Origin of the sequence: Streptomyces ficellus, from assembly GCF_009739905.1 — a bacterium.
GTDB lineage: Bacteria > Actinomycetota > Actinomycetes > Streptomycetales > Streptomycetaceae > Streptomyces > Streptomyces ficellus_A.
In genome coordinates this window covers 5,546,691-5,559,019 of sequence record NZ_CP034279.1, presented here as the reverse complement: position 1 = coordinate 5,559,019, position 12,329 = coordinate 5,546,691, and the positions used below count along the sequence as shown (strand labels likewise).

General features: G+C 74.8%; 14 protein-coding genes. 5 read left to right on the top strand and 9 right to left on the bottom strand.

The window, feature by feature from the left end:
- Position 1 precedes the first annotated feature (1 nt).
- From EIZ62_RS24860 to EIZ62_RS24850, 3 genes are read left to right on the top strand one after another with little or no spacing between them, the layout of a single operon-like run.
- A complete protein-coding gene (locus EIZ62_RS24860; protein ID WP_156696586.1) occupies positions 2-838 on the top strand; it encodes a CoA transferase subunit A in 837 nt (278 codons plus the stop codon).
- A complete protein-coding gene (locus tag EIZ62_RS24855; RefSeq protein WP_156694905.1) occupies positions 835-1,557 on the top strand; it encodes a CoA-transferase subunit beta in 723 nt (240 codons plus the stop codon). Before EIZ62_RS24860 ends, EIZ62_RS24855 begins: the two co-directional genes overlap by 4 nt.
- Positions 1,557-2,600, top strand: a complete 1,044-nt coding sequence (locus tag EIZ62_RS24850; protein WP_156694904.1) for an NAD(P)H-dependent flavin oxidoreductase — start codon at positions 1,557-1,559, stop codon at positions 2,598-2,600. Before EIZ62_RS24855 ends, EIZ62_RS24850 begins: the two co-directional genes overlap by 1 nt.
- Before the next feature lie 73 nt (positions 2,601-2,673).
- Here the strand turns inward: EIZ62_RS24850 and EIZ62_RS24845 are convergent, their stop codons facing one another.
- The 5 genes from EIZ62_RS24845 to EIZ62_RS24825 form a co-directional block, all read right to left on the bottom strand.
- Complete coding sequence (locus EIZ62_RS24845; protein ID WP_156694903.1) at positions 2,674-4,251, bottom strand: DEAD/DEAH box helicase; 1,578 nt, start codon at positions 4,249-4,251, stop codon at positions 2,674-2,676.
- 115 nt (positions 4,252-4,366) lie between these two features.
- Positions 4,367-4,570: a cold-shock protein gene (locus tag EIZ62_RS24840; RefSeq protein ID WP_005318814.1), complete on the bottom strand. Its 204-nt coding sequence runs from the start codon at positions 4,568-4,570 to the stop codon at positions 4,367-4,369.
- A gap of 199 nt (positions 4,571-4,769) precedes the next feature.
- The gene (locus EIZ62_RS24835; protein WP_156694902.1) at positions 4,770-5,927 is read right to left on the bottom strand and encodes an acetyl-CoA C-acetyltransferase; all 1,158 of its coding nucleotides are present in this window, start codon (positions 5,925-5,927) and stop codon (positions 4,770-4,772) included.
- A gap of 12 nt (positions 5,928-5,939) precedes the next feature.
- The gene (locus EIZ62_RS24830) at positions 5,940-6,557 is read right to left on the bottom strand and encodes a TetR/AcrR family transcriptional regulator (RefSeq protein WP_156694901.1); all 618 of its coding nucleotides are present in this window, start codon (positions 6,555-6,557) and stop codon (positions 5,940-5,942) included.
- Between the two features lie 15 nt (positions 6,558-6,572).
- Positions 6,573-7,382 (bottom strand): SDR family oxidoreductase, encoded by an 810-nt coding sequence (locus EIZ62_RS24825; protein ID WP_156694900.1) that lies wholly within the window; start codon positions 7,380-7,382, stop codon positions 6,573-6,575.
- Positions 7,383-7,438: 56 nt separating this feature from the next.
- On the opposite strand from EIZ62_RS24825, the gene EIZ62_RS24820 reads away from it, so the two are divergent.
- Positions 7,439-8,554 carry an acyl-CoA dehydrogenase family protein gene (locus EIZ62_RS24820; RefSeq protein ID WP_156694899.1) on the top strand — a complete coding sequence of 372 codons (1,116 nt, stop codon included), beginning with the start codon at positions 7,439-7,441 and terminating at the stop codon, positions 8,552-8,554.
- Positions 8,554-9,525, top strand: coding sequence for an acyl-CoA dehydrogenase family protein (locus EIZ62_RS24815; protein WP_156694898.1), 972 nt, complete (start codon positions 8,554-8,556; stop codon positions 9,523-9,525). The genes EIZ62_RS24820 and EIZ62_RS24815 overlap by 1 nt, the downstream gene beginning before the upstream one ends.
- A 28-nt stretch (positions 9,526-9,553) precedes the next feature.
- On the opposite strand, the gene EIZ62_RS24810 is transcribed toward EIZ62_RS24815, so the two are convergent.
- The 4 genes from EIZ62_RS24810 to EIZ62_RS24795 all read right to left on the bottom strand — a co-directional run bounded on the left by EIZ62_RS24810 (position 9,554) and on the right by EIZ62_RS24795 (position 12,275).
- Complete coding sequence (locus EIZ62_RS24810) at positions 9,554-10,006, bottom strand: hypothetical protein (RefSeq protein WP_156694897.1); 453 nt, start codon at positions 10,004-10,006, stop codon at positions 9,554-9,556.
- A gap of 96 nt (positions 10,007-10,102) precedes the next feature.
- A complete protein-coding gene (locus tag EIZ62_RS24805; RefSeq protein WP_156694896.1) occupies positions 10,103-10,663 on the bottom strand; it encodes a HutD/Ves family protein in 561 nt (186 codons plus the stop codon).
- Positions 10,660-11,376 (bottom strand): vWA domain-containing protein, encoded by a 717-nt coding sequence (locus tag EIZ62_RS24800; RefSeq protein WP_156694895.1) that lies wholly within the window; start codon positions 11,374-11,376, stop codon positions 10,660-10,662. Before EIZ62_RS24800 ends, EIZ62_RS24805 begins: the two co-directional genes overlap by 4 nt.
- Before the next feature lie 44 nt (positions 11,377-11,420).
- A complete protein-coding gene (locus EIZ62_RS24795; protein ID WP_244375955.1) occupies positions 11,421-12,275 on the bottom strand; it encodes an inositol monophosphatase family protein in 855 nt (284 codons plus the stop codon).
- Positions 12,276-12,329 lie beyond the last annotated feature (54 nt).

Below are 12,329 nucleotides of genomic sequence, written 5' to 3'. Positions count from 1 at the left end.
CATGACGCCCGACGAGGCCGTCGCGCGGCTGCGCAGCGGCATGACGGTCGGGATCGGCGGCTGGGGCTCACGCCGCAAGCCGATGGCCCTGGTGAGAGCACTGCTCCGATCCACGATCACCGATCTGACGGTGATCTCGTACGGCGGTCCCGACATCGGCCACCTCGTCGCGGCCGGCCGCGTCCGCAGACTGGTCACCGCGTTCGCCACCCTCGACTCGATCCCGCTGGAACCGCACTTCCGGGCGGCCCGCGAGCGCGGCGCCCTCGAACTGACGGAGCTGGACGAGGCGATGGTCATGTGGGGTCTGTACGCGGCGGCGCACCGCATGCCCTTCCTGCCCGTCCGCGCCGGGCTCGGCTCCGGCGTCATGGACGTCAACCCCGCCCTGCGCACGGTGCGCTCGCCGTACGAGGACGGCGAGGAGTTCGTGGCCGCGCCGGCCCTGCGCATGGACGCCGCCCTGGTCCACGTCAACCGCGCCGACCGCCTCGGCAACGGCCAGTACCTGGGCCCGGACCCCTACTTCGACGACCTGTTCTGCCGGGCCGCCGACGCGGCGTACGTCTCGTGCGAACGGCTCGTCGAGACCGCCGAGCTGACCAAGGACGCCGCCCCGCAGACGCTCCTCGTCCAGCGCCACCACGTCACCGGGGTCGTCGAGGCGCCCGACGGCGCCCACTTCACCTCCTGCGACCCCGACCACGGGCGCGACGAGGCGTTCCAGAAGCTGTACGCGACGACGCCCTGGCCCGAGTTCGCCGGCCGTTTCCTGTCGGGCGGCGACGAGAGCGCCTACCAGGCGGCCGTCCGGGCGTGGCGGGAGGGGCGGCGATGAGCGCCAGTCGTGCCGAGACCTGCGTCGTCGCCTGCGCCGAGGCCTGGCGCGGCGACGGTGAGGTCCTGGCGAGCCCCATGGGCCTGATCCCGTCGCTCGGCGCCCGGCTGGCCCGGCTCACGTTCTCGCCGGACCTGCTGCTCACGGACGGCGAGGCGATGCTGGTCCGCCCCGACGGCACGGTCGAGGGGTGGCTCCCCTACCGCCGCCACCTCGCCCTGGTCACCGGCGGGAGGCGGCACGTGATGATGGGCGCGAGCCAGCTCGACCGGTACGGCAACCAGAACATCTCCTGCGTCGGCGACTGGGCCCGGCCCACCCGCCAGCTCCTCGGCGTGCGCGGGGCACCCGTCAACACGCTCAACAACCCGACCAGTTACTGGGTCCCCCGGCACTCTCCCCGCGTCTTCACCGAACGCGTCGACATGGTGTGCGGGGTCGGCAACGACCGCGTCCCGCCCGGGGCCGTCCGGTTCCACCGCCTCCGGCGCGTCGTGAGCGACCTCGGCGTCTTCGACTTCGCCACCCCGGACCGGTCCCTGCGGCTCGCCTCCCTGCACCCGGGCGTCACCGTCGAGCGGGTCCGGGAGGCGACCGGCTTCGCGCTCACCATTCCCGATGACGTCCCGCGCACCCGCGAGCCCACCGCCGCGGAGCTGACGCTCATCCGCGAGGTGCTCGACCCGGACGGCGCCCGCGACCGTGAGGTCACCGCGTGATGGACACCGCGCTGACCAGGCTCACCGGCGTCCGCCACCCCATCGTCCAGACCGGCATGGGCTGGGTCGCCGGTCCCCGCCTGGTCACCGCCACCGCCCGCGCGGGCGCCCTCGGCATCCTCGCCTCCGCGACCATGACGACCGGCGAACTGCGCGCCGCCGTGCGGGAGGTGAGGTCCCGCACCGACGCCCCGTTCGGGGTCAACCTGCGGGCGGACGCGGCGGACGCCCGGGAGCGGGTGCGGATCATCGCCGACGAGGGCGTACGGGTCGCCTCGTTCGCGCTCGCGCCCTCACGGGAGCTGATCGCCGAGCTGAAGGACGCCGGTGTGGTGGTCGTCCCGTCGGTGGGCGCCCGCCGCCACGCCGAGAAGGTCGCCGCGTGGGGCGCGGACGCGGTGGTCGTGCAGGGTTCCGAGGGCGGCGGCCACACCGGTGGGGTGGCCACGTCCGTGCTGGTCCCGCAGGTCGTCGACGCGGTGGACATCCCGGTCGTCGCCGCGGGCGGGTTCCACGACGGGCGCGGTCTGGTGGCGGCGCTCGCGTACGGCGCGGCGGGCATCGCGATGGGCACCCGGTTCCTGCTCACCTCCGACTCGCCCGTCCCCGCCGCCGTGAAGGCCGCCTATCTGGCGGCGACCGTCGGGGACGTCACCGTGACGACCGCCGTCGACGGGCTGCCGCACCGCATGCTGCGCACCGACCTCGTCGCCACCCTCGAACGGGCGGGCCGCGTCCGGGCGTTCGCGGAGGCGGTCCGCGGGGCGGCGCGGTTCCGCGAGCTGTCGGGCCTGTCCTGGTCGCGCCTGGTCCGGGACGGGTGGGCGATGAAGCACGGCAGGGACCTGTCCTGGAGCCAGGTCCTGCTCGCCGCCAACACGCCGGTGCTCCTGCGCGCGGCGATGGTCGACGGCCGCACCGACCTGGGCGTCATGGCGTCGGGCCAGGTCGCCGGTGTGATCGGGGACCTGCCGAGCTGCGAGGAGCTCGTGAGCCGGGTGATGTCCGAGGCGCAGCGGGTACGCGAGCGCCTCGCCCCGTAGCGCCCGCGCGCCGGGGCGGCGGAGCAGCCCGGGTTAAGGGCGCGGCCCCCGCGCACGGGGGCCGCGCCCGGGGTCACGCGGCGTTGCGGCGGGGGCGGCGGGCCTGGGGGCGGCCCGTGGCGGCGGGCTGGCCGCCACGGCGGCGGGGCGCGCCGGCCTGGGTGCTCGCACCGGCCTCACCGGCACCGGGGCCCTGGCCGCTGCGGCGGGGGCGGCGGCGACGGCCGGGCTTGCCGGAGGTCTGCGCGGCGGGCTGGGCCTGCTGCGGGACCTCGATGGTGACCGGTATTCCGGAGGGCTCACGGGCGCCGGTGAGCCGGGCCAGCTCCTCGTCGGACGACTTCACGCGCGCGGTGCCGGGCGTGATGCCCGCGTGGGACATCAGCCGGCTCATGTCGCGCTTCTGGTCGGGCAGGACCAGTGTGACGACGCTGCCGGACTCGCCCGCGCGGGCGGTGCGGCCGCCGCGGTGCAGGTAGTCCTTGTGGTCGGTGGGCGGGTCGACGTTCACGACGAGGTCGAGGTCGTCGACGTGGATGCCACGGGCCGCCACGTTGGTCGCGACGAGCGCGGTGACCTGGCCGTTCTTGAACTGGTCCAGCGTCCGGTTGCGCTGCGGCTGCGAACGTCCGCCGTGCAGGCCCGCGGCCCGTACGCCGCTGGCGAGGAGCCGCTTGACCAGCCGGTCGACGGACCGCTTGGTGTCCAGGAAGAGGATCACCCGGCCGTCGCGGGCCGCGATGCGGGCGGTGACGGCCTTCTTGTCGGTCTCGTCGGCGACGTACAGCAGGTGGTGCTCCATGGTGGACACCGCGCCCGCCGACGGGTCGACCGAGTGCACGACCGGGTCGGTGAGGAACATCCGCACCAGCCGGTCGATGTTCTTGTCGAGCGTCGCCGAGAACAGCATGCGCTGCCCGTCCGGCTCGACCTGCTTCAGCAGGGCGGTGACCTGCGGCAGGAAGCCCATGTCGGCCATCTGGTCGGCCTCGTCCAGGACGGTGACCGACACCTGGTCGATGCGGCAGTCGCCGCGCTCGATGAGGTCCTTGAGGCGGCCGGGGGTGGCGACCAGGATCTCGGCGCCGCGGCGCAGCGCGCCCGCCTGCCGGCTGATCGACATGCCGCCCACGACGGTCGCCACGCGCAGCTGCACGGAGGTCGCGTACGGGGTGAGGGCGTCGGTCACCTGCTGCGCGAGTTCGCGCGTGGGGACCAGGACCATGCCCAGCGGGGCCTTCGGCTCGGCGCGGCGGCCGGCCGTGCGGGCCAGGAGGGCGAGCCCGAAGGCGAGCGTCTTGCCGGAGCCGGTGCGCCCGCGGCCGAGGATGTCGCGGCCCGCGAGGGAGTTCGGCAGGGTCGCGGCCTGGATGGGGAACGGCTCGGTGACGCCCTGGGCGGTGAGCGTCTTGAGGAGGGCGGCCGGCATGTCGAGGTCGTCGAAGGCCGCGACCGGGGGCAGCGCGGGGGTGGCGGTTTCCGGCAGGGTGAATTCCCGCGGGGGCGCGACGGGGGCGCGGTTGCCCGCGCCGCGGGCGGGCGCCTTGCCGTTTCCGGCCGTCCTGCCGCCGTTCGCGGAGCGGGCGGAGTTCGCGTTGCCGGTGCGCGCGGGGCGCTTACGGGCGGGGCGTTCGGGTCGAGTCGTCGTCATGCATTTGCCTTCCTTGGCCTGAACAGGGCCTGAGCACAGCACAAGCCGGGACCCGCACCTGCGACTGCATGGTGCGGGTCCCGGCTGCGGGATACCGGTGCTGCGTGTCCGGTGATCAGGCGGGGAGGATGTTCTCCGCCTGGGGGCCCTTCTGGCCCTGCGTGACGTCGAAGGTCACCTTCTGGCCTTCCTGGAGCTCACGGAAGCCCGAGGTGGCGATGTTGGAGTAGTGGGCGAAGACGTCGGCGCCGCCGCCGTCCTGCTCGATGAAGCCGAAGCCCTTTTCCGAGTTGAACCACTTCACGGTACCGGTGGCCATAATAATTCTCCTGATGGTGTCGGGGCCCCATCCGGAGAAAGCCGGTAAAACAATAATGCGCCTGAGGAACATTCCCGTCAGGCGCACATAAAGTTCATGGGTACCAAAACTGCAACGTGGACAACCGTAGCACACCATCTCGGCGGCCCGACCGCAACCAGGCACGCCGCCACGTGCGCCACGGCGCCACACCGGTGCGCTACAGCCTCTCGATGATCGTCACGTTCGCCTGGCCGCCGCCCTCGCACATGGTTTGGAGCCCGAACCGGCCGCCGGTGCGTTCCAGTTCGTGGAGGAGCGTGGTCATCAGGCGGGCGCCGGTGGCGCCGAGCGGGTGGCCGAGGGCGATGGCGCCGCCGTTGACGTTCACCCGGGCGGGGTCGGCGCCGGTCTCGGCCAGCCAGGCGAGGACGACGGGGGCGAACGCCTCGTTGATCTCCACGAGGTCGATGTCGTCGATGGCCATGCCCGCCTTCTTGAGGGCGTGGTCGGTCGCGGGGATGGGGGCCGTCAGCATGCGGATGGGGTCCTCGCCGCGCACGGACAGGTGGTGGACGCGGGCGCGCGGGGTCAGCCCGTGGGTGGTGACGGCCCGCTCGCTCGCCAGCAGCAGGGCCGCCGCGCCGTCGGAGACCTGGGAGGAGCAGGCGGCGGTGACGGTGCCGCCCTCCAGGACGGGCTTCAGGGCGGCCATCCTGGCCGGGGTGGTGTCGCGGCGCGGGCCCTCGTCCGCCGTGACGGATCCGTACGCCACCGTCTCGCGGGCGAAGCGCCCGTCGTCGAGGGCCCGGATCGCGCGCCGGTGCGAGGTGAGGGCGTACTCCTCCTGGGCGGAGCGGGTGATGCCCCACTGCCGGGCGATCGTCTCCGCGCCGGCGAACTGGTTCACGGGGGCGTCGCCGTACCGGGCCCGCCAGCCCTCCGAACCGGCGAAGGGGCCCTCGGTCAGCCCGAGCGGCACGGCGGCCTGGCGGGAGGCGTACGCGATGGGGACCATCGTCATGTTCTGGGTGCCGCCCGCGACGACCAGGTCCTGGGTGCCGGACATGACCGCCTGGGCGGCGAAGTGGACGGCCTGCTGCGAGGAGCCGCACTGCCGGTCGACGGTGACGCCGGGCACCTCCTCCGGCAGCCCGGCGGCCAGCCACGCCGTGCGGGCGATGTCGCCGGCCTGGGGGCCGACCGTGTCCAGACAGCCGAAGACCACGTCGTCCACGGCCGCCGGGTCGACGCCCGAGCGTGCGACCAGCGCCTTCAGGACGTGGGCGCCGAGGTCGGCCGGGTGGACGGCGCCGAGGCCCCCTCCGCGCCGGCCGACGGGGGTGCGTACCGCTTCGACGATGTAGGCCTCACCCATCACACATCTCCTCTAGGTGCGTACGGCGATTCCGTCCAGCACCATCGACAGGTACTGGCGGGCGATCTCCTCCGGGCTGTGCAGGCCCCCCGGCCGGTACCAGGACGCCGCCACCCACACGGTGTCGCGCACGAACCGGTAGGTGAGCCGGACGTCCAGGCCGTCGCGGAAGACCCCGGCTGCCACGCCGCGCTCCAGCGTCCCGAGCCATGCCTTCTCGAACCGGGTCTGGGAGTCGGAGAGGTACTGGAAGCGGGGCTGGGTGGCGAGTTGGCGCCATTCCTTCTGGTAGATGGCGACGGCGGCGCGGTGCCGGTCGATCTCGCGGAACGACTCGGTGACCAGCGCCTCGATCGTCTCGCGCGGGCCGAGCCCGGCGGCGAGGACGGCGTCGTAGCCCGTCCACAGTTCGCCGAGGAAGGCGGAGAGGATCTCGTCGACCATCGATTCCTTGGAATCGAAGTGGTAGTAGAGGCTGCCGGCGAGCATGCCCGCCTCGTCGGCGATCCTGCGGACGGTCGTGGCGTTGTACCCGTGCGCGGCGAACACCTCCGCCGCGGTGGCGAGGATTTCGGCGCGCCGCTCGGGCGCGGGGGCGGTCACCTGGGGCTTCTTCGTCTGCTTCGGCACGGGGCCATTGTGGGGCTAGGCGTGCTGGCTGCTGACGGACACGGTCTCGCCGGTCATGTACGAGGCGTAGCCGCTGGCGAGGAAGACGATGACGTTGGCGACCTCCCAGGGCTCGGCGTACCGCCCGAAGGCCTCGCGCGCGGTGAGTTCCTCCAGCAGTCCGGCGGAGGTCACCTTCACCAGGTGCGGGTGCATCGCGAGGCTCGGCGCGACGGCGTTGACGCGGACGCCGTACGGGGCGGCCTCGATCGCCGCGCAGCGGGTGAGGGCCATGACGCCCGCCTTGGCGGCGGCGTAGTGGGCCTGGCCCGCCTGGGCGCGCCAGCCGGCGACGGAGGCGTTGTTGACGACGGCCCCGCCGCCGCCCGGCTGGTCGCGGAGCAGCCGCAGCGCCGCCCTGGTGCAGCGGAAGGTGCCGCCCAGGGTGACGTCCAGGACGCGGCTCCACTGCTCGTCGGTCATGTCGGCGAGGTGCGCGGTGCCGCCGAGCCCGGCGTTGTTGACGACCACGTCGAGGCGGCCGTGGAGCCGTACCGCCGTGTCGAAGAGTGCCCCGACCTGGTCCTCCCGGGTGACGTCGCAGGGCTGGGCGGCGACGGCGGACGCGCCGAACTCCTCGGCGAGCGCCCGCTCGGTCTCCTTCAGGCGCCGGGCGTGAGCGTCGCTGAGGAGCACCCGGGCGCCCTCCTCCAGGAAGCGGCGCGCGGTGGCGCCGCCGATGCCGGCGCCGGCGGCGGCCGTGATGACGGCGGTACGTCCGGCCAGCAGGCCGTGCCCGGGGAGGTACTCGGGTCCGGGGTCGGGCGGGTGCTCGACGCTCTTCATACGCGTACGCTAACCTGCCAAACGCTTGTTAGGGAAGCCGTCGCACAGGGGGCGCCGTGGACGAGTCCGTCGAAGCCTTCCGGTCACAGGCCCGCGCCTGGCTGGCCGCCCACGTTCCGTCCGAGCCGCTGCCGTCCCTGGAGACGGCGGAGGGCTTCGCGGCGCACCGGGCCTGGGAGGCGGAGCTGCACGAGGGCCGCTGGTCGGTGGTCAACTGGCCGGAGCGGTACGGCGGGCGGGGCGTGGACCTCCCGCACTGGCTGGCGTTCGAGGAGGAGTACTGGGCGGCGGGGGCGCCCGGCCGCGTCTCGCAGAACGGCGTCAGCCTCCTCGCACCCACCCTCTTCGACCACGGTACCGAGGAGCAGCGGGCCCGCCTCCTGCCGTCCATGGCGGGCGGGCGGACGGTGTGGGCGCAGGCCTGGTCGGAGCCGGAGGCGGGCTCCGACCTCGCCTCGCTGCGCTCGCGGGCGGTGCGCACGGACGGCGGCTGGCTGCTGCACGGGCAGAAGGCCTGGTCGTCGCGGGCCGCGTTCGCCGACCGGGCGTTCGGCGTCTTCCGTTCGGACCCGGCGGCGGACCGGCCGCACCGGGGCCTGACGTACCTGATGTTCGGGCTGCGGGAGCCGGGGGTGACCGTGCGGCCGGTCGCGCGGCTGGACGGGAAGCCGGCGTTCGCCGAGCTGTTCCTGGACGGGGTGTTCGTCCCGGACGAGGACGTGATCGGCGCACCCGGCGACGGCTGGCGGATCGCGATGTCGGCGACCGGCAACGAGCGCGGCCTGATGCTCCGCTCCCCCGGCCGTTTCCTGGCGTCCGCCGGCCGGCTGGTGCGGCTGTGGCGGGAGGCCGGGTGCGACCCGGCGGTGCGCGACCGGGTGGCGGACGCGGTGGTCGGGGCGCGGGCGTACCAGCTGTTCACGGAGCTGGCGGCGGGCGGCGGGGCGATGGGCGCGGAGTCCAGCCTGACGAAGGTCTTCTGGTCCGAGTACGACATCGCCCTGCACGAGACGGCCCTGGAACTCCTCGGCGCGGTGGCCGAGTTCGCCGACACCGACTGGGCCGAGGGGTACACCTTCGCGCTCGCCGGGCCGGTCTACGCCGGGACGAACGAGATCCAGCGGGACATCATCGCCGAGCGGCTGCTCGGCCTGCCGAAGGGCCGCCGCTGATGGGTGCGTACCTGACGGACGGGCAGCGGGACTTCACCCGCGCGCTGGACGCCATGCTCTCCGCCGGTGACACCCCGTCGGCGGCGCGGGCGTGGGCGGCCGGGGACCCGGGCCCGGGGCGGGCGCTGTGGGGACGGCTCGCGGAGGCCGGGGTCTTCGCGCTGGCGGTGCCCGAGGCGTACGAGGGCGGGCTGGGCGTCCTGCCGCCGGAGGTGGCGCTGGCGTTCACCGAGCTGGGCCGCCACGCGGTGCCGGGCCCGGTGGTGGAGACCGTGGCGGTCGCGGCGCTGCTGGGGCGGCTCGGGGAGCGCGGGCCCGCGAAGCGGCTGCTGCCGGCCCTCGCGGCGGGCGGGCTGACGGCGACCCTGGCGGTCGGGCCGGGGTACGCCCTGGACGCGGACACCGCAGGCCTCGTCCTCGTGGCGGACGGCGAGGAGCTGCGGGCCGCGCCCGGGCACGGCCCGGTGCGGGTGAGCGCCGATCCGGTGCGGCGGCTCGCACGGCCCGCGCCGGGCGGGGAGGTGCTGGCGGCGGGCCCGCACGTGGCGGAGGCGGTGCGGTACGCGGCCGGGTGGGCGGCGCTGGCGACGGGCGCGCAGGCGCTGGGCGTCGGGTACGCGCTGCTGGACCGGACGGTGGCGTACGTGAAGCGGCGCACGCAGTTCGGGGTGGCGGTCGGCTCGTTCCAGTCGGTCAAGCACCGGCTGGCGGACACGCTGCTGGCGCTGGAGTTCGCCCGGCCGCTGCTGTACGGGGCGGCCCGGTCGCTGCGTACCGCCGATGTGGCGGCGGCCAAGGTGGCGGCCGGCGAGGCGGCGTACCGGGCCGCCCGCACCGCGCTCCAGCTGCACGGCGCCGTCGGCTACACCGAGGAGCTGGACCTGGCCCTGTGGCTGCGCAAGGCGCGCCCGTTGCGTGACGCCTGGGGCACGCCCGCCCGGTGCCGGGAACAGGTGCTGGGCGGGTGCTGAACGGTCCCTTGAGTCCGCCCGGCGGCGGTCAGAAGCCGTAGCTCGGGTTGTACGGGTTGAAGCTGGTGTACCGGGTCTCGCAGTGGTCGGGCATGCCGGCCTGTCGGCGGCACAGGGTCATCGTGACGCTGCGGATGCCGCTCGGGTCGGTGGCCCGCAGGTCGCGGAAGTCGGTGGTCGTGCCGCAGCCACGGGTGTTGTGGCGGTCCTCCGCCGCGAGGGTGGTGCCGGAGCCGGTGCGGACGGTGAGGGTGGCGTAGAGGGTGCGGTCGTCGCACGTCTGGTCGGCGACGGCGAGGGTGCCGTCACGGAACGAGTTCCGGTCGGTCCAAGTCAGCTGGATGCGGGTGCGGTCGCCCCAGCTGGTGGTGATGTCGCCGCTGGAGGTGCTGGAGGCACTGGAGGTGCCGGCCCAGCCCTGCCCGGAGGCCGCGAGGGCGAGCGCGGTGGTGGCGGCGAGGACGAAACTCGAACGGTGCATGGCGTGTCTCCTGTGCGGTGGTCCGGGCCCCGAGGTGCAGCCCTACCCGCCGGGCCCCGCCCCTCACGAAGGGCCGGGGACAATCACACGGCCGGCTCAGCCCGGCCGGCGGAACGTGACGACCGCCGCGTGCCCGCCGGTGCGCACCGTCGCCCCGGGGGCGTCGCACAACACCGCGTCGTACCGCTCCAGTTCGGCGCCCGCGACCACCGCAGGGGCGTCCAGGGCGACCACGAGCACCGTCGCGTCCGGCGCAACCGGGACGGGCGCCCCGCCCCGTACGACGGTGACGCCCGCCGTGACCGCGCCGCGCAGGTGCATCACGTTCAGGTTGACGACCGGCCCGGCGAGGAGCCGTCCGACGGTCGGGACGTCACCGGGGAAGGGCAGCGGGACGTACGGCTCCGCCCGCAGGAGCCGTTCGCCGGCGGTCAGGTCCATCCCGGCGCCCTCGACGACCGTGAGGATGCGCTCGGTACCGGGGAACGCGGAGAACGGCCCGTCCGCCCCGACGTCCGCGAGGCTGACCCGCCAGTCGAAGCCGGCCGCCCCGGCGCCCCCGTGCCGGGCGGCGACCTCCCGGGTGACGCCGCCGCCGTTCCGCCACGGCACCGCCGCCCGGCCGGCCGCCCTCAGCACCCGCACGCGCCCGCTCATCGCACGATGCCCTGGGCGCGGGCGGCGGCGAGCCAGTGGGGGAACTCGGCGACCAGCCGGTCGTACAGCTCGGTGTCCGGGACGCGCCGGGGGTCGGCGCCGGCGTGGAAGAAGCCCGCGTTGTCGACGCGGCGCTTGGCGGGGACGGCCAGCTCGTCGAGCTTGCGCAGGAAGTCGAACTGGCGGCTGCCCGGGTCGCCGAAGCCGATGAACTGCCAGAACAGCGGCAGCTCGGCCGCCTTGCAGAGGTAGCGCTCGGCGGCGAGCTTGTTGATGGGGCCGCCGTCCGTCTGGAAGACGACGAGCGCCGGGGCGGTGGTGCCGCTGTCGAGGTAGTGGTCGATGACGGCGTCCATGGCCAGGTGGTAACTGGTCTTGCCCATGTGGCCGAGCCCGGCGACGATCCGCTCGATGCGGCCCTGGTGGCCGTCGAGGGCGATGTCCGTCTCGGCGTCGATGTCGGTGGAGAAGAAGACCACCGGGACCCGGCCGTCGTCGTCGAGGTTGGCCGACAGGCCCAGCACCCGGTCGGCGAGCGCCTGGACACTGCCGTCCTTGTAGTAGGGCTTCATCGAGCCCGAGTAGTCGATCACCAGGTAGACCGCGGCCCGCTCCCGGCCCAGTCCGTGCTTGCGCAGCGACACGCCCGCGCTCTTGTAGAGGTCGACGAGCGCGGGCGCGGTCGCCTCCATCTTCTGCAGGCTGATGGGCATATGGCGAGCCTATGCGATCGTCACCGCCCGCCACCGGGGAGTCGTCAAGATGCCCTCCTGAGCACCGCGGCGACCTCCTCCAGGACGTAGGTGAGGGTTTCCGCCCGGGCGGCGACGAAGCCGCGCCCGGTGTCGGGGCCGCCGAACCCGGGCCGGAACGGGGCGCCGCGCAGGGTGCGCAGCTCCGCGCCCGCCTCGGCGGCCAGCAGCGCGCCGGGCGGCAGGCCGACGCCCTCGGCGCGGTAGCCGACGAAGCCGTCGACGGTGCCGCGCGCGAGCAGGCTCCACCCCAGCAGCGGTGCCCACAGGCGCAGGACGCGCCGGCAGCGCCGCTCCAGGGCGCCGCGCAGCGCGGTCGCCGTGCGGTCGGCACGGTCCACGGCCTGGCCCTGCGTCCAGGCCAGCACGGGGCCCGGTCCCGGCAGGGTGCTGCGGGGGCCGCGCAGCCGGGCGCCGTCGCCGTCGTGGGCGCCCTGTCCGGTGACGGCGTGCCAGGTGCGGCCGGTGACGGGTTCGTGGACGACGCCGACGACCGGGATGTCCCCGACGCACAGCCCGATGCCGACGGCGTACGCGGGCAGGCCGATGGCCGCGTTGTCGCGGCCGTCCAGCGGGTCGACCAGCCAGGTGCGGCCGGTGCCGGTGGCCGGGAGCGCGGCACCCCGGGAGAGGATGCGGTCGTGCGGGAAGTGATGCCGCAGCCGGGTGAGGATCAGCTCCTCGGCGGCCGGGGCGAGGGCGGTGACCACGTCGCCGTGGGGCCGCATGGTCCGTACGGCTCCGGTGTCGCCGAAGTGGCCGCACAGCAGTCGCCCGCCCGCCTCGGCCGCGGCGACGGCGACCCGCCGCTCGGCCGCGAACGGGGGGCGCCGGCCGAGGTCAGGCAGGGGGTGCCGCACGGGGCCTCCCCGGGGCGGTGCGCTCGCGGTGGTGCGGGGCGAGCACGCCCACGC

Excerpts from the sequence above, each read along its gene's own strand:
- EIZ62_RS24810 (WP_156694897.1), bottom strand. The coding sequence starts at position 10,006 with ATGCACCGTTCGAGTTTCGTCCTCGCCGCCACCACCGCGCTCGCCCTC.
- EIZ62_RS24835 (WP_156694902.1), bottom strand. The coding sequence starts at position 5,927 with ATGGGTGAGGCCTACATCGTCGAAGCGGTACGCACCCCCGTCGGCCGG.
- EIZ62_RS24860 (WP_156696586.1), top strand. The coding sequence starts at position 2 with ATGACGCCCGACGAGGCCGTCGCGCGGCTGCGCAGCGGCATGACGGTC.
- EIZ62_RS24825 (WP_156694900.1), bottom strand. The coding sequence starts at position 7,382 with ATGAAGAGCGTCGAGCACCCGCCCGACCCCGGACCCGAGTACCTCCCC.
- EIZ62_RS24855 (WP_156694905.1), top strand. The coding sequence starts at position 835 with ATGAGCGCCAGTCGTGCCGAGACCTGCGTCGTCGCCTGCGCCGAGGCC.
- EIZ62_RS24845 (WP_156694903.1), bottom strand. The coding sequence starts at position 4,251 with ATGACGACGACTCGACCCGAACGCCCCGCCCGTAAGCGCCCCGCGCGC.
- EIZ62_RS24815 (WP_156694898.1), top strand. The coding sequence starts at position 8,554 with ATGGGTGCGTACCTGACGGACGGGCAGCGGGACTTCACCCGCGCGCTG.
- EIZ62_RS24800 (WP_156694895.1), bottom strand. The coding sequence starts at position 11,376 with ATGCCCATCAGCCTGCAGAAGATGGAGGCGACCGCGCCCGCGCTCGTC.
- EIZ62_RS24850 (WP_156694904.1), top strand. The coding sequence starts at position 1,557 with ATGGACACCGCGCTGACCAGGCTCACCGGCGTCCGCCACCCCATCGTC.
- EIZ62_RS24840 (WP_005318814.1), bottom strand. The coding sequence starts at position 4,570 with ATGGCCACCGGTACCGTGAAGTGGTTCAACTCGGAAAAGGGCTTCGGC.
- EIZ62_RS24805 (WP_156694896.1), bottom strand. The coding sequence starts at position 10,663 with ATGAGCGGGCGCGTGCGGGTGCTGAGGGCGGCCGGCCGGGCGGCGGTG.